Annotated in this window: 15 protein-coding genes; 14 read left to right on the forward strand and 1 reads right to left on the reverse strand. The window is 50.0% G+C overall.

Translation table 11 applies throughout. From position 1 onward, the window contains the following. Window positions 1-10: 10 nt before the first annotated feature. The 13 genes from AC3WQ3_RS21050 to AC3WQ3_RS21110 all read left to right on the forward strand — a co-directional run bounded on the left by AC3WQ3_RS21050 (window position 11) and on the right by AC3WQ3_RS21110 (window position 15800). On the forward strand, window positions 11-889 hold the full coding sequence (locus tag AC3WQ3_RS21050) for an ABC transporter permease (protein ID WP_336781657.1): 879 nt from the start codon (window positions 11-13) through the stop codon (window positions 887-889). 26 nt (window positions 890-915) lie between these two features. Further along, window positions 916-1944 carry an ABC transporter substrate-binding protein gene (locus tag AC3WQ3_RS21055; RefSeq protein WP_492473409.1) on the forward strand — a complete coding sequence of 343 codons (1029 nt, stop codon included), beginning with the start codon at window positions 916-918 and terminating at the stop codon, window positions 1942-1944. A gap of 63 nt (window positions 1945-2007) precedes the next feature. After that, a complete protein-coding gene (locus tag AC3WQ3_RS21060) occupies window positions 2008-2820 on the forward strand; it encodes a cysteine hydrolase family protein (protein WP_492473410.1) in 813 nt (270 codons plus the stop codon). A 21-nt stretch (window positions 2821-2841) separates the two neighbouring features. Further along, the gene (locus AC3WQ3_RS21065; RefSeq protein WP_492473412.1) at window positions 2842-4029 is read left to right on the forward strand and encodes an amidase; all 1188 of its coding nucleotides are present in this window, start codon (window positions 2842-2844) and stop codon (window positions 4027-4029) included. 71 nt (window positions 4030-4100) lie between these two features. Then, window positions 4101-4943 (forward strand): creatininase family protein, encoded by an 843-nt coding sequence (locus AC3WQ3_RS21070; RefSeq protein WP_336781653.1) that lies wholly within the window; start codon window positions 4101-4103, stop codon window positions 4941-4943. Beyond that, window positions 4940-5806: a fumarylacetoacetate hydrolase family protein gene (locus tag AC3WQ3_RS21075; protein ID WP_492473413.1), complete on the forward strand. Its 867-nt coding sequence runs from the start codon at window positions 4940-4942 to the stop codon at window positions 5804-5806. The genes AC3WQ3_RS21070 and AC3WQ3_RS21075 overlap by 4 nt, the downstream gene beginning before the upstream one ends. A gap of 35 nt (window positions 5807-5841) precedes the next feature. Further along, window positions 5842-6858, forward strand: coding sequence for an ABC transporter substrate-binding protein (locus AC3WQ3_RS21080; RefSeq protein ID WP_492473414.1), 1017 nt, complete (start codon window positions 5842-5844; stop codon window positions 6856-6858). Between the two features lie 48 nt (window positions 6859-6906). After that, entirely contained in the window at window positions 6907-8241 is a 1335-nt protein-coding gene (locus tag AC3WQ3_RS21085) for an FAD-binding oxidoreductase (RefSeq protein WP_492473415.1), read from the forward strand. A 96-nt stretch (window positions 8242-8337) separates the two neighbouring features. Beyond that, window positions 8338-10020 carry a CocE/NonD family hydrolase gene (locus tag AC3WQ3_RS21090; protein ID WP_492473416.1) on the forward strand — a complete coding sequence of 561 codons (1683 nt, stop codon included), beginning with the start codon at window positions 8338-8340 and terminating at the stop codon, window positions 10018-10020. A gap of 39 nt (window positions 10021-10059) precedes the next feature. Then, entirely contained in the window at window positions 10060-10506 is a 447-nt protein-coding gene (locus AC3WQ3_RS21095; RefSeq protein ID WP_492473417.1) for a cupin domain-containing protein, read from the forward strand. After that, window positions 10503-11831, forward strand: coding sequence for an amidohydrolase family protein (locus AC3WQ3_RS21100; protein ID WP_492473418.1), 1329 nt, complete (start codon window positions 10503-10505; stop codon window positions 11829-11831). Before AC3WQ3_RS21095 ends, AC3WQ3_RS21100 begins: the two co-directional genes overlap by 4 nt. Before the next feature lie 57 nt (window positions 11832-11888). Further along, window positions 11889-13469 (forward strand): gamma-glutamyltransferase, encoded by a 1581-nt coding sequence (gene ggt / locus AC3WQ3_RS21105; protein WP_492473439.1) that lies wholly within the window; start codon window positions 11889-11891, stop codon window positions 13467-13469. 345 nt (window positions 13470-13814) lie between these two features. Further along, window positions 13815-15800: a glycoside hydrolase family 127 protein gene (locus tag AC3WQ3_RS21110; RefSeq protein ID WP_492473419.1), complete on the forward strand. Its 1986-nt coding sequence runs from the start codon at window positions 13815-13817 to the stop codon at window positions 15798-15800. Between the two features lie 140 nt (window positions 15801-15940). Here AC3WQ3_RS21110 and AC3WQ3_RS21115 read toward each other — a convergent pair whose 3' ends face one another. Beyond that, window positions 15941-16873: a helix-turn-helix transcriptional regulator gene (locus AC3WQ3_RS21115; RefSeq protein WP_492473420.1), complete on the reverse strand. Its 933-nt coding sequence runs from the start codon at window positions 16871-16873 to the stop codon at window positions 15941-15943. 406 nt (window positions 16874-17279) lie between these two features. Between AC3WQ3_RS21115 and AC3WQ3_RS21120 the strand changes: the two genes are divergently transcribed. Further along, window positions 17280-24596, forward strand: a complete 7317-nt coding sequence (locus tag AC3WQ3_RS21120) for a DUF5695 domain-containing protein (protein ID WP_492473421.1) — start codon at window positions 17280-17282, stop codon at window positions 24594-24596. Window positions 24597-24833: the final 237 nt, after the last annotated feature.

The following is a 24833-nucleotide window of genomic DNA, read 5'->3' on the forward strand; positions in this document are numbered from 1 at the left end:
GGGAAGCAACATGGAAGAGATGGTAGCTAATTCAGCCGTTGAAACGACACCAGGTATCCGAGCTTCCGGGAAGGACAATGCCCGCAGCCATCATCCGGCAGAAGAGAGCCCAGTCATTGGACTGCTGAAAAAAATTCTGCCGCCAATCGTCGTGTTTGTCCTGTTTATCGGTGGATGGGAATTAATCGTGCGGATACTCGGAATGCCCCCATATATCTTGCCCAAGCCATCCGATATTGCCGCAGCCGCTGCTGAGAACAGCGCAAATCTGATTACGTCCGTAAGCACAACCATTATTGAGGCGTTGATCGGTTTTACGATCAGTGTCGTGCTCGGTATTTCATTGGCCATTCTACTGGCCTTGTCCAAAACGGTAGAAAAAAGCGTATATCCCTACGCTATTATTCTCCAGACTATTCCGGTCGTTGCGGTAGCGCCAATCATAGTGATCTGGTTCGGAGCGGGAATAAATGCGATTGTAATTATCTCATTCTTAATTAGCTTTTTCCCGATTTTATCGAATACGCTGATCGGATTGAACTCAACGGATCAGAACATGAAGAATTTATTCTATTTGTATAATGCAAGCAAGCTGCAAACCATTTGGAGGCTTAGATTTCCGGCGGCACTCCCGTACATTATGGCAGGGCTGAAAATTTCATGCTCCAGTTCGGTTGTCGGAGCGATCGTGGGTGAATACATTGCAGGCATTGGTGGCGGACAAGGCGGACTCGGGTACGGGATTACCGTTGCGGCAACCCGCCTGCAAACTCCTTACCTGTTCGCCTGCGGTTTAGCTGCATCCGCCCTAGGAATCGCATTTTTCCTGATCATCAACATGGTGTCGAACAAACTTTTGAAGTCCTGGCATGAATCAGCAATGAAATGATACCAGAACCGGGGGAGGGATCCAACATGTCCAAACATCATATGAACTTTCGTTACAAGAAATGGCTGCTGTCTGCTGCTTCTTTGATCCTACTGCTTCTGAGCGCATGCTCCAATTCCTCCGCTCTAGAATCCGCCGCCCCGGCGGGTGGGGAAGCCGGAACCGATTTGAAGCAGGTGAAACTGATCGAGGGCTGGTACGCCAAAGGGGAAGATGGAGGCTACTTTGCGGCATTGCAGCAGAACTATTATAAGGACAAGGGGATCGACATGACGATTCAGCCAGGAGGCCCCGAGGTGTCAACCATGCAGCTTGTCGCTGCAGGCAAAGCTCAGTTCGGCATCTCTTATGCGGATGAAATTTTGAAGGCGCGGGAACAGGGAATCCCTGTCGTCGGTATCCTTGCCGGTTTTCAAAGCACACCGCAGGTTCTGATGTACCACAAGGGGGAGAACATTCAGGATTTCACAGACCTGAACGGCAAAACCGTATACATCGGTACAGCGGTACCTTACTGGGAATATATCAAGAGTCAATACAATCTGACAGATGTAAAAGAAATGAAGTATAACGGACAGCTTGTCAATTTTATCAATGACTCCAGTTCGCTCAATCAGGGTTACATCACGAATGAGCCTTACGCACTTTCTCAGCAGGGGGTTGAGGTGGACTATCTAAAAATTGCCGATTCCGGTTATGCGAATTATGCAGACGTTCTTTTTACGACGGAAGATTATCTCAAAGAGCACCCTGATGTCGTTGAAGCTGTGGTGCAGGCAAGTCAGAAAGGTTGGAGCTATTATCTAGACAACTATGAAAAGGTAAATCCGTTTATTCAAACCTACAATCCGGATATGACGGTAGAAGCAATGAATTACGAGGCAGTGCAGGAAAAACCCTTTATTCTGAACAAGGAATCAGAGGCAAATGGTATTGGTTACATGACAAAGGAACGCTGGAGCACCCTGCAGGATCAGATGATCAAGGGCGGAGGGTTAACGAAGGCACTAGATGTTACCCAGGCGTTTACAACGGAGTATCTGAGGAAGCCATAACCTGAATCCAAAGTAATTTAAAGCTTCAAAACAGAAATTTCAGAAAAAATGAGGGGACTTAATATGTTCAAACTTGGAAATCGAAAGAGCTATTGGCAAGTGTCCGAAACGCTGGTGGATCTAAGGCGAACGCAAAAGTACGGCAAGTCAGTAACCCTCCCTGCACAGCCGCAGGAAGTCATATTTGATCTCGAGCATACGGCACTTATTGTCATCGATATGCAGAATGATTTCTGTACACCGGGTGGATGGCTGGATTCCATTGGGGTCGATACCTCTCCGCTCCTAAACCCGGTCAGCCGGCTGAACCGACTGATGCCCGAGCTGCGCAAAGCGGGAGTGCCTGTTATTTGGGTGAACTGGGGCAACCGGGAAGACCGAATGAACGTGCCGCCATCCGTGCTCCATGTGTACAATTCGGATGGTCGGGGCAACGGTATCGGGGACCCGCTGCCGGGGAACGGCTCCAAGGTGCTGGAGAAAGGCAGTTGGGGAACGGCAATTGTCGATGGTCTGGATTCGTCCCCCGATGATATCTATGTGGATAAATATCGCATGAGCGGGTTTTGGGATACACCACTGGACAGTATTCTACGCAATCTTAATATTCAAACGGTGTTGTTTGCCGGGGTAAATCTCGATCAGTGTGTCATGCATACACTGCAGGACGCGGCTTGTCTCGGATATGACGGCATACTTCTGGAGGATTGCTCGGCAACAAGCTCCCCAGATTTCTGCATAGAAGCGACATTGTACAATATCAAGCAATGTTATGGCTTCGTTACGGATTCCACTTGGTTGGTACAAGAGCTGAACGGGGGAGCGACTCCTATAGAGAGAAACACCTCGGAAGAGCTGGCATCGTTAGAAGGCTGAGCGGAAGGATGGGATGATGCAATGAAGGACCTATGGAACGCCATTGTCAACCAGGTGATCGTTGAACCGACAGGACAGGGTAGGTTGAACGGACTCAGCTTTATGGTCAAGGATGTGTTTGCCGTACGTGACATTACTAATGGCGCGGGTAATCCTTGTTGGCTCCAGACGCATGAGCCGGCGAAGGAACACGCGGAAACGCTCAACCTGCTATTGCAGCAAGGAGCAAGGCTAACGGGCATGACGCATACGGATGAGCTGATGTTCAGCTTGAATGGGGAAAATGTCCATTATGGAACACCAGTGAATCCGAGGGCTCCCGATCGTATCCCTGGAGGTTCATCTAGCGGATCGGCGGTTGCTGTCGCCGCTGGGCTTGCTGACTTCTCCCTTGGAACGGATACGGGAGGATCGGTACGTGTGCCATCTTCGTATTGTGGAATTTATGGAATGCGTCCATCGCATGGCATGGTCTCCGAGAAAGGCGTTATCCCACTCGCTCCCAGCTTCGACACCGTCGGCTGGATGGCACGCGATCTCGAGACACTGTGCCGGGTAGGTGAAGTACTTTTGCCGCAGACAGACCCGGGTACAGGCTTCAGCCGGGTGCTCATCGGTGAGGATGCGTGGGAGCTTGCTGACACGGAGAGCAAAGAGGCGCTTACCCCTTACCTGAAGTTGCTGTGCGGCATGGCTGCGAGCCATGAAACGGTTCGCATCGCCCCGCAGGGTCTACCTGAATGGATGACCATGTTCAGGACGATCCAGGGTTATGAAATATGGCAGGAGCACGGGGCGTGGATTGAACGTGAGCAGCCGACCTTCGGACCAGATACGGCGGGGCGATTCTCCTGGGCAGGCACCGTTGAACGTGCCGATCAGAAGAAGGCAGCCAAACGGCGGGTTGAGGTGTGCAAGCACATGTCTGACCTGCTCCGAACGGATACGGTGCTTGTAATTCCGACGACGACTGGAACGGCCCCGAAGCTGGGCTTGGGCGGGCCTTTAATTGAAGAACGAAGAGTGAATACGATGCGATTAACCTGCATTTCCGGCTTGTCGGGTCTTCCGCAGCTTACGATTCCAGCTGCGGATGTACTGGGCCGCCCGGTCGGTATTTCAATCATTGCCGGTCCGGGACAGGATCAACGTCTGCTAGAATGGGCCACATCCGTTCTTTCAGTAGTGAATTCAGAAGTAAAAGGATAAGAGCATCATTCGATATATGGACATGAAGCTACGCTTAAAACAATAAAGCTGCAGGAGAAAGGGTGTCAGTTATGTTTCAACGATATGAAGGAACAGCTTGGGAGGAACGATTTTTGCCCCGTCTGACAAGCAAACAGGTCAAAGAACTGCCGAAGGATAAGGCGCTGGTTATTCTCCCAGTCGGAGCTGTGGAGCAGCATGGCCCCCATCTGCCCGTATATACGGACACTTTGATTGGGGAAGCGACATTATCACAAACGCTGGAGCGGGTGCGGACGGATAAGGAGATCTGGCTGCTGCCTCCGGTCTCGTATGGCAAAAGCAATGAACATATCGGACTTCCGGGCACCATTTCCTTATCTGCGAGCACACTGCATGCCATCATGCTGGACATTGCAGAAAGTCTGAAGGCCAGTGGTTTTCGCAAGTTACTGTTGTTTAATACCCATGGCGGCAACGTGGATTTGCTGAATACGGTATCCCGAGAAATACGGATCAGAACGGGGATGATGGTTTTCTATCTCAGTCCCAGCAGTCTGAATGTGGCGGAGGATCTCCTCACTTCCGAGGAACTGGAATTCGGTATTCATGGTGGCGATTATGAGACTTCTCTTGTAATGTCCATCAAACCGGACTGGGTGAAGGAGGAGTTCCTCGTCAAAGAGCTTCCTGATATGTCCTCATACCGCTTTCTTACATTAGAAGGGAAAATTCGTTTCGCCTGGAAGATGGCTGATATCTCTGCTACCGGCATTGCTGGTGATGCTACGACGGCCACGCCTGAGAAAGGCAGGATTATTCAGGAACGAATCTCAACGATTTTGTCGGAGGCGCTGGAGGAACTGTGTGATTTCGAGATCACCGATGTCCGCGGGACTGAGCCGGTTCAGCAGCCAGCAGGAAGCACCCTGTGAAGCTCGTCAGTCTGAAACACGGCGATGGTGAACAGGCCGCGATTGAACATGGCAAACGATTCTTTCTTCTGGAGGAGATCAACAAGGCGGAAGGAAGCACATGGGGCACCTCCGTTATGGAGATCTTGCAGCAAGGCCAGCTAGGGGAGCTTGTCCAGTGGTATCAGAAGCACGGGGACAGAACAGTTTCATCGATCCCTTTCATACCTTCAGAGGGAGCCGTACCTGCTCCTCTCTTCCGTAACCCTCGTAAAATATGGGGAATTGGCATGAATTATGTGCAAAAAGCGATCGATCTCGCATCGACTCCTCCAGAGCGTGAGCCAGTCTGCTTCATGAAGCCGGACTCAAGCCTGATCGGGCCGGAAGAGTATATCCTGCTGACGGCTCAGGATGTGAATGTGACATCAGAAGCAGAGCTTGGCATTATCATCGGCCGAACCTGCAAAAATGTGCCGGAAGAACGTGCGCAGGAGGTCATTGCCGGTTTTGCCGCAACGCTGGATATGACTAACCAGGACATTCACGCACGGAACCCCAGATTTCTGCAGCGATCCAAGGTATTCGATACATTTTTCAGTCTTGGACCACAACTATTAACACCTGATGAAATAAGTGATCTGCAGAGCCTCGTTGTTGAAACTGTGTTGAATAATGAGGTTATTCATAGCAATACGGTGTCACACATGATGTATCATCCATGGTTCATTGTCTCGTATTTTTCACAGATGATGACTCTCTATCCGGGTGATGTGATCATGACAGGCACACCCGGGTCCGTCCGGATTCAGCAAGGAGATGTGGCCGAGTGTAGAATCAGTGGCTTTATGACGCTTCGAAATCCGGTAGGGGAAGTCGTATAAATCATCAGTAATTTTCCTTGGGGAGTGGTAATGAGATGAACAAGTACAGACAAAAGGGAACTGTCGTTTTACTCGCAGCAATATTTTCCTTATCCACATTGCTGGCGGCTTGCGGGAATCAGCCAACTGCTGAGAATGCCTCTGCTACAGGGGGAAGCGAGGAACTCACGGCAATTACACAGGTGACGAACTGGTTTGCACAAGCAGAGCACGGGGGTCTGTATGCGGCAAAGGAACAAGGATATTACAATGAGGCTGGTCTCGATATGACCATCCAGGCAGGTGGACCGCAGGTGTCTCCAACACAGATCGTGGCTTCCGGCAAGGCGCAGTTCGGACTGGCAACAGCGGATCAATTGCTGGTCGCTCGTGAAGAAGGAATCCCTCTTGTAGCGATTGCGACGATATTCCAGAAAAGCCCGCAGGGACTTATGGTTCATGCCAATCAGAACATGTCCTCCCTGGCCGATTTGAACAACCGCTCCGTATACGTGGGGACAGGCTCGGTGTTCTGGGATTTTGTGAAGAGTAAATACCAATTGGGTAACGTGAAGGAATTGGCTTATACCGGTTCTCTTGCTCCTTTTGTGGCCGATGAAACGGTTGCCATTCAGGGATATGTAACCAGTGAGCCGTACGAGATGAAGCAGCAGAATGTGGACATTAATTTCCTGCTACTGGCAGATGCCGGTTATAACCCGTATTCCAATGTGCTGTTCACCACGGAGCAGTACATACAGGATCATCCTGATATTGTGCGTGGTTATGTCGAGGCTTCGATGAAGGGCTGGGACTATTACAAGACCAATTATGATACCGTGAATGACGTCATTTTAAAGGAAAACCCTGATTTTACGAAAGAAAAGCTGAACTATGCCGCTGAAACACTTATCCCGTTCGTATACGAAGGTGATGCGGTGAAACACGGTGTTGGTTACATGACAGAGGAACGCTGGACGGAGCTCGGAAAGCAGTTAAAGGAGATTGGGGCATTGAAAGAGGAGCCCGATGTCAGCAAAGTATTTACGGATGAGTTCTTGCCGAATTCCTAAGAGATTCCTTTGGGAGATCAGTTATACAACATACGGGAGGGGAACCGAATGAATGAACATTGGATAGCCGTATTGAAAGAACGCATGGACCCGGAATTGCTGCAGTGGGAGGAGGCAGCACTTGCCAAATATTCGATGGATTATCATCACTTCTCTCCTGTGCTGGCCAGTCAGCTGCAGGGTAAGGTCGCCGAGTGTATTGCCAGTCCGCGCACCGAGGAGGAGCTTGACGATCTGCTCTCCATTGCAGCAGAGCTGGGAGTTCCGCTGACGATCAGGGGGAACGGCACCGGCAACTATGGCCAATGCGTTCCGGTCACAGGCGGAATCGTTCTGAATCTGGCCAAATACAACAAGGTGCTCGAAATGGGAGAAGGCACGATGCGGATCCAGGCCGGGGCCAGACTCGGCAAAATGGAATCCAATGCCCGCAAGGCGGGTTATGAGCTGCGTACGATGCCTTCCACCTTTCAATCCGCGACGATCGGCGGTTTTTTATGCGGCGGTTTTGGCGGCATCGGTTCGATCAGCTGGGGTACGATCTGGGATGGGCTGGTACGTTCTCTAAAGATCAAGACCGTTGAGGTTCATCCCCGTACCATTGAGCTCCAGGGAGACGAGGTGCTGCCTTACCTGCATACTTACGGTACAATCGGCATTTTGTCCGAAGTGGAAATCAATCTGGCTCCCCGAGTTGAATGGATGCAATGGGCAGTAACCTTTGACCGTTTTGAACAGGCTTTTCGCTTCGGGCAGTCGGTAGCTGAGGACACTTCCTTGGTGAAACGGCTAATCTCCATCCATGAATGGCCGGTACCATCCTATTTTCTCCCGCTTGATCTCCCCGCTGATCATGCTGTCGCATTACTGGAAGTGGATACAGCCAACGAACTCCAGCTTGAACGTATCCTATCGGAATATGGGGGTCACTTGGCTATGAAGGTCTCTGCCGAACAGTATCACAAAGGTGTAGGGGTGTCCGATTTCACATGGAATCATACAACATTGTGGGCGCGCAAGGCAGACCCTGGCTTGACCTACCTGCAGCTAAATTTTGAACCATCCAGTGCCCTTGAGCAAATCTCATCAATGAAAAAGGAATATCCGGAAGTGATGAATCATATCGAGTTTGCCCGGCAAAACGGAAATTTGCTAATCTCCGGCCTGCCGCTGGTCCCTTTCACAACGGAGGAAAACCTGAATCAGCTGATGGAATGTTACGAGAAAAACCGGGTTAGAGTCAATAATCCGCATACATGGGATTTGAAGGAAGGCGGGCGTTCATACGCCCATGATCGTTTGTGGGAAATCAAACACCGCAACGACCCGAAGGGAATTTTGAATCAGGAGAAATTAAAGCGTTCGGCAGTTAGCGGTATCTGATCAACGGGTGACGGAAGAATGGCGCAACCTGCAGCAGTTAACGTGCCAAGCGGATTTTAATAGTCAATCCGTATCTACAGCAAAGGAGCGAGTTGCATGAAATTTGGAAATGTAGTCATCCGCCGGAAGGTCCCTTGCACGATGCGTGACGGCATAACGTTGTATTCAGATATATACCTGCCGGACGAGACGGGAGAATATCCTGTGCTGCTGATGCGCCAGCCCTACGGACGGTCGATTGCTTCTACCGTTACGCATGCCCACCCCGTCTGGTATGCAAGTAAGGGATATATTGTGGTAGTCCAGGATGTCAGAGGGCGGGGAGAGTCGGAAGGCGAATTTAATCCGTTTGTTCAGGAATCAGAGGACGGATTTGATACCATCGAATGGGCAGCCGGTCTATGCGGCTCGACCGGGAAAGTAGGCATGTACGGTTTTTCTTATCAAGGCTTAACACAATGGGCAGCGGCTTCCCTTCACCCCCCTGCGCTCAAGGCGATTGCACCGAGCATGTGTCCGGCAGACATGTATCATGGCTTATTTTACCCGCATGGCTCTTTTGCACTTGGCAATCATTTGCCGTGGGCTTACCAGCTGGCTCGTGACACGGCACAAAGAGCGGGTGACTTCGAAACGGCAGAGCAATGCTCCCGATTGATGCGCAGCCCCGAGGAGATGCTTTGGAAAATGCCATTGAATGAAAGGCATCCTATTCTGGAGCAATACTTTCCCGCATTTTATGATTGGATCGATCATCAAACGTACGATGAGTACTGGGAACAGATGAACTGGATCGACGAGATCGCCCGGGAGCCGGTGCCGGCGTTGCATATTGGGGGCTGGTATGACGGTTTCCTCATGGGCACGTTGCAGTCGTTCGAGGCTCTGCAAGCTACGGCCACATCGGATTGTTTTCATCGGCTCATTGTCGGTCCGTGGGCCCACATTCCATGGGGGCGCAGAGCAGGCGGAATCGATCATGGCGAGCAGGCAGATGGTGGTCATCATCTGGAGCAGCTGCGCTGGTTTGATTATTGGCTGAAGGGCAAGGAAGACATGGAATTGTCTAATGATCTGCCGATCCGTTATTTTGACCAATTGAGTCATGAATGGCATACGGCGGAACAGCTGCCTTCTCTATTTGAGGATGGGTCCTCTAAGTCCGAATGGTTTTATCTGTCCGGGTCACAGACCCCGGCGAACGGTGCGGCAGGAGGAGGGAGACTGGAAAAGCATAAGGAAGATGTGGAGGAAGCTGTGCCGGATGTATTCGTATACGACTCGCGTCTGCCAATGCGTCTTGACTCTTACTTGCCGTCCGACCGAGCTGCCATTCAGGAACGGCAAGAGATTCTGATATATACGGGAGGACCGCTTGCAGAGGATATCCCGATTTTTGGGTCCCCGGAGTTATCCGTTCAGTATCAAACATTGGGAGGTCCGACGGATCTGGTGGCCATCCTCACGACCGTATCCGAGAAAGGGACGGCCCGGCTACTGAGTGTGGGTCGCACGGAAATCTGCAGTGAAGGAGCAGATGCCTCCAATGAATGGAGAACAGCGCGGATCCGTCTGCGTCCCTTGGCGGCCACCCTGCCGGCTGGCTCGTATGTCCGGCTTGAGTTGACAGGCAGCGCCTTCCCGTTATTCGCCCGGCATCCAAACGGTGTTACGGACGAGATGAACACCACGGGAACGGGTGGGTTGAAGATTGCCACAACGGCTGTTCGCAGTACAGAACAGGATATATCCTGTTTGAGGCTGCCGTTAAAAAGATGAAAAGCAAGCATTAATTAAAATCAATCAAAGTGAGGTTGAATGTATATGGTGAACATTCCAGGTCTGGTTGCTGGTAACTTTGAGAATTGTCCCGTCCACAAAATTTCCGCACAGGATACGAATAAGTTCATCCTGCTGTGTGACAGGGAGCAGGTTCCTTTCACTTCATTTGTGGAGATCTTCGAGGTTGGAGGCAGAACTCCATCCAATGAACACCGGGAGGCTTATGAATATTTTTATGTGTTAAAGGGGGAGGGGCTTGCCAAAGTTGGCAACGAGTATGAGACTCCGATCCGCCAAGGCTCATTCATTATTATTCCACCGGGCAACCATCACGATATTATTAACACCGGCAGCACGCGTCTGTATTGTCTGACGACCATGGTACCGGACGAAATGTTCTCGGATATGATCAAAGCGGGTCCGGCCGCCGAGCTTGACGAGGAAGATCTGGCCGTGCTGCAGGCGCTGGCTACCGCACAATGAGTGCGGGGCTGCGTTTCATTAATGTATGCCTTCCGCACCGGGAAGACCTCTGCCTTTATGAACTAAAGGCGGAGGTTGGAAAATGGGTTAGTATCCGCCTTCAAGATCGTTTCCTTGATGCACGGGAAAGCGGTGCTTCCCGTCTGATGGTCCCGCACCAGGCCGGTTCGGATCTAAAACGGCTCTCAGACGCGGATTGCATCGATCTGCAGGGCGGCATGATGCTTCCTGGCCTGGTTGACTGTCATATGCATCTGGATAAAGCTTTTTCGCTTGAGCAGGTGTCGAACCGATCCGGCACACTTCATGAAGCCATTCTTAATTACAGCCAGGCTGTACAGACATTCAGCAAGGAGCAGCTAGCGGAACGCATGCTGACTGCCGCCAGAATGGCAATGAGCTACGGAACCACGACCATAAGGAGCCACCTTGACTTCCCTGTTCATTTGGGGAGAGAGGTGGCCTTTCGGACGATTGAGGCAGCCTTGGAAGTACGGGAGAAGTTGAAGGACAGTATGGCTATCCAATATGTGCTCATGGTTCCGTTCCGCGGCAATCAAGAAGCTGCGGATGAGGCAATCGAGGAAGCACTGCGGATGGGAATTGATGTACTGGGTGGAGCCCCTCATCTGGCAGACGAGCCTGAAAGTGAGATTGGCAGGATTTTTCGGTTAGCGGAACGTTTCGGCGTGCCCATTGATCTGCATGCAGATGAAAGTGATAATCCCGAAAAAAAAACCGTGCTGAGCATAGCAGAGCATACGATTCGCCACGGTTATCAGGGCAGAGTGACGGCAGATCATCTGTGCTCGTTGTCTGCAATGACGGAAAAAGATGCACAGCATGTGATGGCGAAGATGAACGAAGCCGGTCTGAACGCGGTAACGCTGCCTGCGGTGAACCTCTATCTTCAGGGACGGGAAGATCGCGGCCTGGTAAGACGGGGCACAACACGCATTCGCGAGCTGCTTGCAGAAGGCATTCCACTTGCTGCGGCCTCCGACAATATTCAAGACCCGTTCCATCCGTTCGGCCGCGGGGATCTGATACAGATCGCCCAAATCACATCATATGCGGCCCATATGGGCAGTGAACGAGATTTAGTACAGCTGCTGCGGATGATCACGGATATACCTGCTGAAATTACGGGCTGCGACGAGTATGGAATAGAAGAAGGGCATGCCTGCAACTTTGTTGTCACGGATGCTTCGGATGTCACGCAGCTGCTATCAGGCACTAAAATGAGTCGCTGGGTGTATGCCTCCGGCACATGGCAGTCTGCTTTGCATACAGCTCAGACATTCGCGTCTGAATTGGTAACATGATTAGCAACAAACAGGAATTACCGTCAGTTGAACATAGAAGAGAAAGAAGGTGGCAAGATGGTTCCACAAGTCACAGGCACACAAACGATGGTAGTCAGTCCTCATTATTTGGCCAGCGCGGCAGGATCGCGTATTTTGCAGCAAGGAGGCAATGCCTTTGATGCCGCCGTAGCGGTGAGCGCCTGTCTTGCCGTCGTATATCCACATATGACGGGAATGGGAGGAGATTCCTTCTGGTTAACCTATAGCACCGAAGAGAGAAAAGTCAGGGCATATAACGCGAGTGGACGTTCGGGCAGCGGGATTACCGCAGCCTGCTTTGCGGGCGAATCAGCCATCCCGCAGCGGGGACCCCGCAGCGTCATTACCGTGCCGGGTATGGTGGACGGCTGGGATGCCATATTACAGGAATATGGCTCGAAGACGCTGGCAGAGGTGCTTGAGCCCGCGATCCGTTATGCGCTGGAAGGCTTCCCGCTGTCGCCGGACCAGCATGTCAATACGGACGGGCGTTCAGATGTGCTGGCAGCTTATCCGCAGACAGCCGCCATCTATCTGCCCGGAGGCGAGGTCCCGGAGCAAGGCAGCCGCTTTGTGCAGTCTGCTTTGGGAAGCAGCCTGCTGCAGGTTGCGGACCAGGGCCGAGACGTATTTTATTCAGGCAGTGTTGGTCAGGAGATTGTTCGCTCACTCAAGGAGCAGGGAGGTCTGCTGACACTGGAGGACTTTGCGAGACACAGAGGTGAATGGGTGGAACCGGTCAAAGGGAGTTACCGAGGGCTTGATCTTTATCAGGTCCCTCCGAACTCACAGGGCTTTACTGGTATAATGGCGCTTCAAATTCTAGAACAGTTTGATTTGGAGAGTATAGAGCATGGTTCTTATGAGTACTATCACCTGCTTGTGGAAGCGCTGAAGCTGAGCTTCCGTGACCGTGATCGTTATTTGACAGACCCACAATTTTCCTCCATTCCTCTGGACCAGCTGCTATCCAAATCCTATGCCGCGAAGCTGGCGGCCTGCATCGATATGGAGCGAGCCCTGCCGATGGATACCCAGCCGGTAGGTCATGATACGGCATATGCGGCTGTAGTAGACAGTGAGGGCAATGCCGTTTCATTTATCCAAAGTCTCTATTTTGAGTTCGGCTCTGCTGTGGTTGGGGGAGACACCGGTATATTGCTGCAGAACCGAGGCTCATTCTTCTCCCTTGATCCGTCGCATGTGAACAGGCTGGAACCTGACAAAAGAACCTTTCATACGCTGATGCCGGCGATGGCTTGCCGCGATGGGAAGCCATATATTTTGTACGGTACCCAGGGAGGAGAAGGTCAGCCCCAGACTCAGACCGCGCTGCTGACTCGCATGGTGGACTATGGTATGACTCCCCAGACCGCTGTGCGTGCACCCCGCTGGGTGTGGGGAAGAACATGGGGAGAGGCAACACAAGAATTGAGAGTGGAGGGCCGAATCGAGGCAGAAGTACAGCAGCGTTTAAGGTTAGCCGGACACGAGGTACACACAGTTGAAGATTTTGCTAGAGTCATGGGACATGCGCATGCCATTATGATCGATGACAATGGGTTCCTGCTCGGGGGCACAGACCCCCGCTGTGATGGTGCGGCTATTGGATGGTAAATTGGAACCGGGGTGAAAGGTCAGGGGTGCGTACCACCCAGGCCTTTATTCTTACATAAGAAACAACTAATCTGCGACCGTTTCCCGTTAGCCTACTGGGGGACGGTTGTTTATTTTCTTCTGAGTTCGAACCAACTCCTCACCAAAAAAGACACGAGCAGGATAAAAACTTTTGAAGCACTAGAGTTTATGTTAATGGTAAAAGTTGCTAGCTACTTTCGCCGTCCGCATTGCTACTGCGGTCTTACAAGGTTGTAATTATGTAAATTTCAGTTGGAAATGATGATTTCACCCTGATGTAATGATTTGTAAAATAAGCTTATTAAAGAACAAGGAGAGGTTCCTATGACAAAGCCAGACGTCCCGCACCGTCCGCAGACATCAGGTTATAGCCATAAAATTAATGATCCATTCTGGTCGCATTATATTGAACTTGTTCGCAACGTGGTTGTTCCTTATCAATGGGAAGCGCTTAATGACCGTATCGAAGGAACTGAACCAAGTCGCGCCATTCGGAATTTTCGCATCGCTGCAGGGGAAGAAGAGGGCGATCATTATGGCATGGTATTTCAGGATAGCGATGTTGCGAAATGGATTGAAGCAGCTTCGTACCTGCTCTCCGCGAAGCCCGACCCGGAACTGGAAGTCTTGGTGGATTCCGTTATTGAGACCATAGCTCGGGCACAGCAAGAAGATGGTTATCTGAACACGTACTTCACCCTGCGTGAACCTGGGGCGCGCTGGACGAACCTCGCCGAGTGTCATGAGCTCTATTGTGCAGGACATATGATTGAGGCTGGTGTGGCGTACTATCACGCCACGGCCAAGCGCACGCTGCTGGATGTGGTTATTCGCCTGGCGGATCATATAGGCACCGTGTTTGGTACAGAGCAGGGACAATTGCCAGGTTATGATGGGCATCAGGAGATTGAACTTGCACTCTTCAAATTGTATGAGACGACAAAGGAAGATAAATATCTGGAACTGAGCCGTTATTTTCTGGATCAGCGGGGAGCGAGTCCGCATTTTTTTATACAGGAATGGGAACAAAGGGGCCGTACCATACATTTTGGCGAGTTGGATATGGTTCACCGACACACTTACTCCCAGTCCCATCTGCCTATTAGGAAGCAATCGACTGCAGAAGGCCATGCGGTTCGACTGGTGTACATGTGTGCGGCAATGGCAGATGTAGCTGCGAAGACCGGAGATAAACCGCTGAAAGAAGCCTGTGAGCGGTTGTGGAGCAGCACCGTAAGCAAGCGAATGTACATTACGGGAAGCATTGGTTCATCAGCCCAAGAAGAAGCATTTACAGGCGATTATGATCTGCCGGGAGATACCGCCTACGCAGAGACCTGTGCCTCAATTGGCCTGATCTTTTGGGCGAAGCGCATGCTGCAGATGGAGCAGGATAGCCGGTACGCAGACGTTATGGAGCGGGCCTTGTACAACACGGTGATTAGTGGAATGTCTTTGGATGGTCAACGTTTCTTCTATGTAAATCCGCTTGAAGTCGATCCGGAGATTCAACGTGTGAATCCTAATTATGCCCACGTGCGAACACGCCGGCAAGGATGGTTTGGTTGTGCCTGCTGTCCGCCGAACATTGCACGATTACTGGCCTCATTGGATCAATATGTATATACCCCGGCTGTGGAACAGGCTACGTTGTATGTGCAATTGTACATTGGCGGGGAAGGGGAATTCACACTTCAGGGTAGGAGAGCAGCCCTGACCATGGTCTCTGACTATACCTCCACCGGAGAAGTGAAGCTGATCGTGCGGCCCGATTCCCCGACAGGAATGCCGTTTACGATAGCTCTGAGAAAACCGGACTGGTGCAAGATTCCCGAGCTGTGGATTAATGGGGAAAAGACCGAACAGGATGAGTTCACTTTTGAATGCGGTTACATAAAGGTGACCCGCACGTGGAGAGCTGGTGATGAGATAAGGCTTCACTTCCCTATGGAGGTACTTCGGATGAAAGGGCATGACCACATCAAAGCCACTTTCGGAAAAGCAGCCATCCAGCGGGGACCGTTTATGTACTGTCTCGAGGAAGTAGATAATGGCCGCGGATTGCATCGCATTCAACTGCCCCGGGATGCCGAGTTTTATATCGGCAGCGGGGAAGGGATGCCTCTGGAGGTTCCAGCACTTACAACCATTGGGCAGCGAATCGTATCCCAAGAAAACTGGGGAATACATCTGTATCGCAGTGACGTCCACTGGGATACACAGCCAGCCGAGCTTCGGTTTATTCCTTACTTCACTTGGGCCAATCGGGATGAAGGAGAAATGAGCGTTTGGATTCGGGAGAGCGAATAAGAAGAGGTCTACTAGTGCTGCTTTAAAAAGGTAGGCAAAAAGAAAAGCGCCCGATAGACCCAGAATGCGAGCTGCAGGATAACGCGATTTTTAGTGAGCGGACGCTTTTTTTTCACGGCATCAGTTCAGATTGAGTCAGATTATTTATCTGAGTTGGTAAACTTGGAGCGGAAGTTGGAAGGAGAGATGCCCTCTTTTTTCGAGAAACAGGAAGAGAAGTAGGATACATGGTTGAAGCCAATCTCTTCGGCGATGCGTGCAACGGACCAGGCGGTTTGCAGCAGCAGCTTTTTGGCCTGTTCTATTCTGTAATGCAGCAGATATTCCATGGGTGTCATGCCATACACTTTCAGCATGCTGCGTGCGAGATAGTTTGGATGGTAGTTGAGTTCCTTTTGCAGCATCGGATTGGAGATCGGTAGCGGGTAATTGTGGCGGATGTAAAGTTCAACTTTCTCGGCAATCCGGATTGCCGCAACATCGGACAGTGAAGACAGCCCAAGATCCAGATGCTGCATAAATTGCTGGAATGTCGCCTGTCGTTTCCAATTGCGCATGGACTGAGGCTCCTGATCAAGCTGAGAGAAATGCTCCAGCAGCTCCATGTCTTTGGATGCAATATGCATACGTTTGGGAATGAAAATGGAACAGACGTCACAGTGGTTCAGATATGCGCTCACCTTATGTGTCTCGATTAACTCGGCTTGATTGGCGAGGCATTCTTCCATGTTGGCAGATTCTCTCCAGCTGCCATAGGTTTGAAAATGAATCCAGATCATTTCGGTTTCCGTCATACAGGCTGCACTGCCGTAATGGTGTCCATCCGGCTTAAGGATCAATGCATCTCCTTGGTTTAGAAGCCACTCAGTCCCGTTCTCGCTAAGGGCGAGCGAACCGCGTGTAACGACAATTAGATCAAAAACACCGATGTCACTACGGCTAATATGATATTCGCCGGCTTCGTAATAAGCACGTCCGCAATCAATAAAATAGGGAATGGGCGGGGTGATGAAATGAAGGATGGGCGAGTCCAATCCGGCACCTCCGAACAGGTTGAAATATTTAAAATTCACGTTGGCATCGAGCATTTATTCTTTATGATATAGCAAGTAACATAGAAAATAAAGCGCTTACGAAATTCAGTTTTAACCTTAACCGGATTCAGGATTAGAACCTAATCTTCACTCTCGTGCTGGTTGGGCTTCTATCATTTTTTAATTGCCTCTGCTTCAAACTAGGAAATGGGGCATTCAATCATCATCTGAAGGGATGCTAATTGATGTAAGCTCCGCGTATGTGGAGTAACGGTTATTAGATTCGATTATCTTAACAAACGACTTAGAGATTCTACTTTAGGCGAAAGAATAAACGTCATTTTCGATGGATCGGTCAAAGGTATCTCGTAGAAGAAACTATACTTACCGGTTTAAGAGAATTAAACCCCTAATGGATATGATCACATATATACAGGAGGTTATAATGACAATGATTTCGAAGAAGTGGAAGCCGCTGATGATCGCGCTGCTCCTGGCTATCCCAAGTCTACCGTTGCAGGTTAGCGCATTGCCTGAGGTCACGGCGGCTGCAGTAGGAACCGATATCTCCAATGCCAGCCTGTCGGCCAAAGTCGGCGATTTAGGCCAGATTGAAGAGCTCTTTATCAACAACAATCCTACGAATAAACAAGGGAAGCCAATTAATTTCGTCCTACCTAACACGACATCGCCGCAGAATGGTACCGAGCACCAGTGGATGGGTGAAATGATTTTCTCTTACCGTACAGGCGCCAATGGACAATTCCCTGACAACAGGGACGGCTTTGTAGAAGTTGATACCAATAAAACATTGGCTGCCGGGGGATCTACGCAAGTTTCGACCATTAATCCGGATAACCCCTATATTAACAAGACCTCATCAGCAGACGGCAAGAAGGTAGAAGTCAACTTTATTGGACAGAACCTAAATTCTACAGATTCGCGGGTAATGAAGGGCTTCGATGTGAAATCCGTTTTTGATATGGAGACCGATGACGGTTCAATGCTTTGGGAAATTACGGTGAAGAACAAAAGTAATCAGTATATCGAATTCGGGGATATCGGCTTACCGATGCCTTGGAACAACAAATACCAGACCTTATCCGATACCTATGATGACCGTGTGACGGTGCATAATTTCGCAGGTGCTGACAGTGGATATTCTTATGCCATCCGCACCAGTGGTGAGGGGAACTTTATGGTCTTCACTCCGGTGCCGGAGAGCGGCGCTCGAATCGAGTATGTGGATTATTGGATGCATGAAGCAGGAGAGGTGCGTGCTGCAGACACCTTTAAGAACTGGACAGGGGACAGTGGCGGCTGGTATCCGGGGCTGAACGTACTCTATATCCATTCCAAAGATATCCAAAAAACGGGACGCGGATACTTTACCGATGCTTCCAGCCTCGTATTAGGACCGGATGAGTCCAAGACGTATAAGTTCAAATTCTCAGCAGTCCGTGGAGGAGACAACACGCCGCAGGAAAGTGCCGAAAGCCCAAATAACAGTTCGACCTCGATGGAAGACCGTGAAGCCAATCTCCGGTCCATCCTATATAAATCAGGCATAATTGATGCTGTAGCGGTGCCGGGCTTCCAGACAGCGATCAATATGCCTGTCAAGCTAGGCTTGCACTACGACGACAGTATCGTTGATGTACAATCCATCGATATTCAAAATGTAGCAGAGAATGATCCGTTTGACGAAGCGCATATTCCGGATATCAAGCCTGGGAAGAGCAGAAAGGAAATGGTTGACAACTCGCGGGCCGGACGTGGACTGCCTGACGGGAACCCTGGCTACAACGAGTCGGTTGAGTTTGTGGAGACCAAGATCGTAAATGCTGAACAGCATCATATCTATTCGCTTCAGTTTGATTCGATCGGCAATAACAGTGTGCGTATCGAATATAAGCTGAAGGACGGCAACGAATGGGTGGATAAATTTACTCAATTTGAATTCAATGTTCTGGCCGAGCTGGATGCAATCTCGGATGCCCATTCTGAATTCATGGTCCAGGAAACACAGGATAAGAATCCGGAAAGTCCGACGTACGGTAACTATTTCGACTGGTATCTTACAAGTGGCATCGATCTCAACACAAGCCATTGGGGGGATGACTGGAGCCATGACAACATCAACTTCATGACGATGAAGAACTATCTGGCTCCAAGTCCCGATGAAATTCGCTCTATCGAGACATACCTGATCGATTTCATGTGGAAACGATACATGAAGAATACTCAGGATAGCTACATCGTTGCGAACTGGCTAAAAGACTCTGGAGCGTACACCGACAAAGATAAACCTTATACACGTACCTTCTCCGAAATCATGGAAGCTACCGGATTTTTCAACATGTACCGGATTCAGAAGGCTTATCCTAATCTGATCGAGTACCGGGAATCGCCTCAGTTTTATCTGGAAAAAGCATATAACATCTACGATAAGCGTGTTTCCACCGAAGCCATTGGGTTCTATGGCGAGCAGCAAATCCCGGATATGATTGAAGCACTGAAGGAAGAGGGAATGCAGACCGAGTCAGCCAATCTGCAGAAGAAATTCGCTCTCGACAAGGGACGGAATATGACAAGAGCCTCTTATCCATACGGCTCGGAATTTGAATATGATAATACTGGCGAAGAAGGGGCTTATGCAGCAGCGAAGGCGCTGCGCACGTACTATCCAACAGACGCACTTACAGGTGCAGCTGAGAGAAGTATGGAAATGGCCGATTGGAAAACACGTGCCATGCGCGGTATTCAGCCTACTTGGTTCCATTATTCCGTGCCTGTTTTCCGCGGCGGTGAAGGCTGGTGGAATTTCCAATATACTGCGTCTTTAGCAGGATACATTATGGATGACTGGCTTAGGTATGAGAATGATGGCAGATCGATGGAGCAGAAGGCAATTGCACAGCAGCGCAATTATGCTGCGAAGATTTCGAACTTTAACGCCGTCAATATGGGACAGATTTCGGCTAATTCAGTTGGCAGCACCTCTTGGAGATATTCGATGTATAAAGGAGGCACAGGTACGAAGGACGTATACGATGGCGGCTCACGCGTCATGAGTAACGGCTGGAATGATTTTTCGGGCGAATCGGAAGAAGGCCTCTATGGTTCCCTTCTCAGCATCAGCTCCGATATTGTTACAGATCCGATATTTGGGCTATTCGGTTATGGAGCGCTGGTGAGTGACGAAGGAGACAGCTACAACATTACGCCGAAAGATGGTTTCGGCAAACGGATCAATCTGATCGATGAGAAAATCTATTTGGAGCTAGAAAGCGATAAAGTAGAAAGCGCGCAAATTCAAAAAGATGGTAAGGGTTTTGCACTTCAGCTCCTGAATCCATCAGGGAAAGAGCATACTTCACGGATATTGTTCGATGGAGTGGGGATGGAGAATGGATACTATACCATGAAGCTGAATGGTGCAGCTGCCGGACAGTTCTATGTTCAGAACAATGAAGGCGTTGCCATGTTTCAGATGGGTAGCGTACAGCGTGCTGAATTGATCATTGAAAAGTCAGCCGGCGGTCAAAATGAAGCTCCGCAAATTACTGTTGAGCTGGCGACACAACATCCACAGGCGTTGATTCCATTGATGCTGAATGGGATTGTAACCGATGATGGCGCGCCGGAAGGGACTCTGTCTTACCAATGGGAAGTGGTCAGCGCCCCGGAAGGCGGCAAGCTAACCTTTACTCATCCGAAAGCAAGCATTACACAGGCTACGGGTACCAAAGCAGGCTCATATACGGTTAAGCTTAGTGCAAGTGATGGACAAATGACTGGCTCCAGCCAGATAATCTTCGAACTGGCTCCACCGCCGGATAAACAGCCTCCAGCAATCGGCCAAGTGACTGCTGTTCAGGATGTTGCCAATAACAGTATCGTGGTATTGTCCGGGGAAGCCATTCCTGACCCTGTGCATAGCGAGGCAGAAGAACCCCAGTTGAAGTACACTTGGGCCGTCAAGCAAAAGCCTGAAGGTTCAGCGGACATTTCATTTGTGGATGATGACAAAGCAGTGGCCTATGCGCGTGTTAGCAAGGCAGGCGCCTACACGTATACCTTCAGTGCGGCGGATGGAGATAAGAAATCCAGCAAAGATGTAACGATAGAGATCAAGGAAGATACCGTTGACGTTTACCGGGCACTCAGAATTGTCACCAAGAAGGATATTGAACCGGAACTTCCTAGTCAAATCTATATTTTGTCAGAGGAAGGGTATCTAGAGCAGGAAATCACTTGGGATGCTATTGATCCAAGCTTCTATGCTAGCGTAGGTCAATTTGAAGCCAGAGGAAAAGTCAATGGTAGTGCTTTGGAAGTATGGGCTACCGTACATGTCGTGAATACTGAGCTGCAAAATGCGGCGCTGACAGCCAAGGCTTCCGCTAGCTTCTCTGGTGGCGACGGTTATCCGGAAGCGATGAATAACGGCATTGAACCTAAAAGCTCGGCAGATTTCTCTCCGAACCGAGGTGCCCCCAACAGTGCATGGCATAACTGGGGTAGAGAAGGAGATCCTGCATGGGTGACGTATGAATGGGATCAGCCATTCCTGGCCTCATCCATGGATGTATATGTATTTCAAGACAACGGCGGGAACTTCCGTCCGAAGGATATGCAGCTTATGCTTCGCGGCGAAGATGGGAAATGGTACACCCCGCGGGACATTAAGGGATTGGGCAATGAACTTAATAAATACAATACAACGACCTTTGAGCCCGCCTATATTACAGGTGTTCGTATGGACATGAAGCCTTCCGTTAATGGCAGTGGTATTCTGGAATGGAAGGTATACGGCTATACCGGAGCGGTAGATAAGACAGAACTGGTCACGGTCTATAACTATGTAAATACATTAAATGCTTCGAACCTTGCGGATCCTGGTCTTGCGCCAATAGAAGCGGCGAAGGCGGAAGCTTCTGCTGTGATCAAGAATATGAATGCCACAGACGAGGAAATTGCTCTGGCGCTCGAGAAGTTGCTGACGGATTTGCGTCTGCTGAGTCCGAATGACGGCAATATGGCTTTCCTCGCGAATGCTTCTTCCAGCTACACCTCACCTTGGGAGAGTCTGGCGGCAGTGAATGACGGAAGGAAGGATAGCAACAACATCTCGCACTGGGGAACCTGGGGCCATGAGGGCGCAGAGGAGTGGGTACAATATGAATGGCCGCAGGGTGCATCTATCCGGAGTTCGAATCTGGTGCTGTGGTCAGATGGCGGCGGAATCAAGCCGCCTACCCAAATTGTATATTCCTACATCCCGGCGGATAGCGCAACTGATGAATGGGTAACAGCGGGAACGGTTACGGAGGGAATCAAAGTGGTTGAACATACTCCAGCGGAATCCTCCAATCCGTACACGTTTGACTCGGTGCTGAATGTAAAGGCAGTGCGAGTAACCCTGACCAAGCAATCGCGGGCAGGAGATAACGGTGTAGGCCTATGGGAATGGGAAGTCCACCAGGCCATATCCAGTCCTGATCGTGAGGCTCCAGTAACACCGGCTGGTGTGGCACCGTCCATTCCTGATGGAGATGACGGCAAACTGATCGGTGTGACAACAGAAATGGAGTATAAGAAGGAAGGCGAAGAAGAATATATTGCAATTGCAGGAATTGAGGTCACAGGTCTCACCGCCGGTAAATATTATATCCGGTATATGAAGACCGGTTCGCTGAGCGCCAGCCTGGATAAGGAAGTCGTTATTCCGGAAGGGCAGGCCCAGGAGCAGGCTGCACCCGATGCGAGTGGGTGGGTAATCTCACACGCCAATTCGGATACCGACATAAAAGGCATAATTGAGGGCTTGAATGATACGATGGAATACCGGAAGCTGGGCGAAGAGGACTACACGCCTGTTACAGGTTCAAGTATCAACGATCTGGAGCCTGGCAGCTATCAGATCCGGTATGCAGCCACAGACAGCCTAAAGGCAAGTCCGCCGGTAACCGTGGACATTCGCAATGAAGCCAAGGCAGACAAAGAGGCTCCAACAGCGGAAGGACTCGTCATTACACCGCCTACAGCAGCAGGCGGGAATGATGGCAGAATTGAAAATGTGACTGCCGAAATGGAGTACCGGGAGGCGGATCATGGTAGTTACATGCCGGTTAGTGGAACCAGCATTGAAGGCCTAGAGGCCGGCAGCTACGAGCTCCGGTACGCCGGAACAGATTTGAGCAATCCAAGTCCTGCTATCCTGATCGCTGTGCCTGACGGAACCAAGCAGGAGCAAAGTCCTCCTATCAGTGCAGAGGTCAAGGCTGTAAATGTCAGTGCAGCTGGGGCCAAGGATGGCAAGATCATTGGTGTAAGTCCTATAATGGAATACCGGCAAGTGGGAGTGGACGCTGGCAGCTGGAATGCGATCACAGGCACAGAGGTTACAGGTCTTGGTAACGGAATCTACGAAGTAAGATATAAAGAAACGGCAACTCATTATGCGAGCCAATCCCTTACTGTCGTTATCAGCAATACAGTCATCAATCCGAAGCCTACGGAAACACCGCCGTCAACGGATGCACCTGTGTCAGTGACCACACCTTCACCGGCTCCTGAAAACATAAAAGTCGAAGGGAATTGGATTAAGATTGTGGCACCAAAGACGGATACCAAAACCGGTAAAGCTAAAGGAGCACCCATCCGGCAGGAAGATCTAAATAAGGCTCTGGAGCATGTAAAGGCGAATAGCAGTAATATTAAAACAATCATGGTGGACATTCCGAATGCAGAGGAAGCCAATTCCTATGCGGCTGAGTTTCCTGCAGCTGCACTAACTGGAGAGCATGCCAACATCATGATCGAGATTAATACGGAATTTGGAACCGTTGCAGTACCTTCTAAATTGCTGAAGTATGTATCAGGTGCCAAAAATGTGGAACTGTCACTGAGCCGGTTAGATACTGTAAAGCTTCATTCAGATGTAAAATCCGTAACAACCAGCAGACCTGTTATTGCATTCACTGTTCTATTAGATGGCGAAGAGGTGGTAGCCTTGAATGAACCGGCCGAAATCAGACTGCCTTATACTCCTGATGTTGAAGAATTGGCCAATTCCAAATACCTTACCGTTTCGTACGTGGCTGCAAATAGTACATTTGTTCAGCTACTGAACGGCAAATACGTCAGTGCTCTACAAGCCATGGTTTTTCCAGCGGCAAACACAGGTCAATATGCAGTTGTTTATACGAAGAAGTTCTTCAATGATGTCATCAAGGATTCGTGGTACGCACCAGCGGTTGAAACCATGGCGTCCAAAGGATTCATCGACGGGACATCAGCAACAAGCTTTAATCCCGGGCAAAAGGTCACAAGAGGTGAGTATCTGGCTTGGTTGGTAAGGACACTGGATCTCAAAGCAGAGTTCAACACCACCTTCAGTGATATGAAGCAAACAGACCTCTATTATGAGGAAGTCGGAATCGGGAAAGCACTCGGGATCGCCCTTGGCGCGAACGGCAGCTTCTATCCGGAAACGGAAATTGCTAGACAAGATTTGGCTGTGCTGACCATGAGGGCTTTGCGGGCAGTGGGCAAATCCGAGCAGACCCGCACAGCTGAGGATCTCAAGAGATTTACAGATGCGGCAAATGTAGCAAAGTATGCAGTTGATGACATGGCTGCAATGGTTAAAGTGGGTTTCATAAACGGGCGAAGCAATGTCACCTTGAGTCCTGGCGGAACGACAACCAGAGCAGAGGCTGCTCAGGTTCTGTATAAGATTTTCTTACAGCTATAATTAAAGAAACCGACCTTGATCCTGTTTTCTGCAGGAACAAGGTCGGTTTTTTTTTTAGGGAACGCTTCAAGCATGATACTGTTCCCAATGTTTAATATGAACCTTATTCACTATGGGAACCTGAGGATAATGTGAGCACATTAGTAAATACCATGTATTGTTCTAAACATGATGGGAACATCATCAAAAAAGGAATAGTGGAACTCTTTCGCTATAGCACTAATTTTATGTTTCTGA

Source organism: Paenibacillus sp. FW104-T2 (assembly GCF_058789975.1).

Coding starts and splice junctions, on each gene's coding strand:
- AC3WQ3_RS21120 (WP_492473421.1), top strand. CDS start 17,280: ATGACAATGATTTCGAAGAAGTGGAAGCCGCTGATGATCGCGCTGCTC.
- ggt (WP_492473439.1), top strand. CDS start 11,889: ATGGTTCCACAAGTCACAGGCACACAAACGATGGTAGTCAGTCCTCAT.
- AC3WQ3_RS21110 (WP_492473419.1), top strand. CDS start 13,815: ATGACAAAGCCAGACGTCCCGCACCGTCCGCAGACATCAGGTTATAGC.
- AC3WQ3_RS21090 (WP_492473416.1), top strand. CDS start 8,338: ATGAAATTTGGAAATGTAGTCATCCGCCGGAAGGTCCCTTGCACGATG.
- AC3WQ3_RS21080 (WP_492473414.1), top strand. CDS start 5,842: ATGAACAAGTACAGACAAAAGGGAACTGTCGTTTTACTCGCAGCAATA.
- AC3WQ3_RS21100 (WP_492473418.1), top strand. CDS start 10,503: ATGAGTGCGGGGCTGCGTTTCATTAATGTATGCCTTCCGCACCGGGAA.
- AC3WQ3_RS21070 (WP_336781653.1), top strand. CDS start 4,101: ATGTTTCAACGATATGAAGGAACAGCTTGGGAGGAACGATTTTTGCCC.
- AC3WQ3_RS21050 (WP_336781657.1), top strand. CDS start 11: ATGGAAGAGATGGTAGCTAATTCAGCCGTTGAAACGACACCAGGTATC.
- AC3WQ3_RS21065 (WP_492473412.1), top strand. CDS start 2,842: ATGAAGGACCTATGGAACGCCATTGTCAACCAGGTGATCGTTGAACCG.
- AC3WQ3_RS21085 (WP_492473415.1), top strand. CDS start 6,907: ATGAATGAACATTGGATAGCCGTATTGAAAGAACGCATGGACCCGGAA.
- AC3WQ3_RS21095 (WP_492473417.1), top strand. CDS start 10,060: ATGTATATGGTGAACATTCCAGGTCTGGTTGCTGGTAACTTTGAGAAT.
- AC3WQ3_RS21060 (WP_492473410.1), top strand. CDS start 2,008: ATGTTCAAACTTGGAAATCGAAAGAGCTATTGGCAAGTGTCCGAAACG.
- AC3WQ3_RS21055 (WP_492473409.1), top strand. CDS start 916: ATGTCCAAACATCATATGAACTTTCGTTACAAGAAATGGCTGCTGTCT.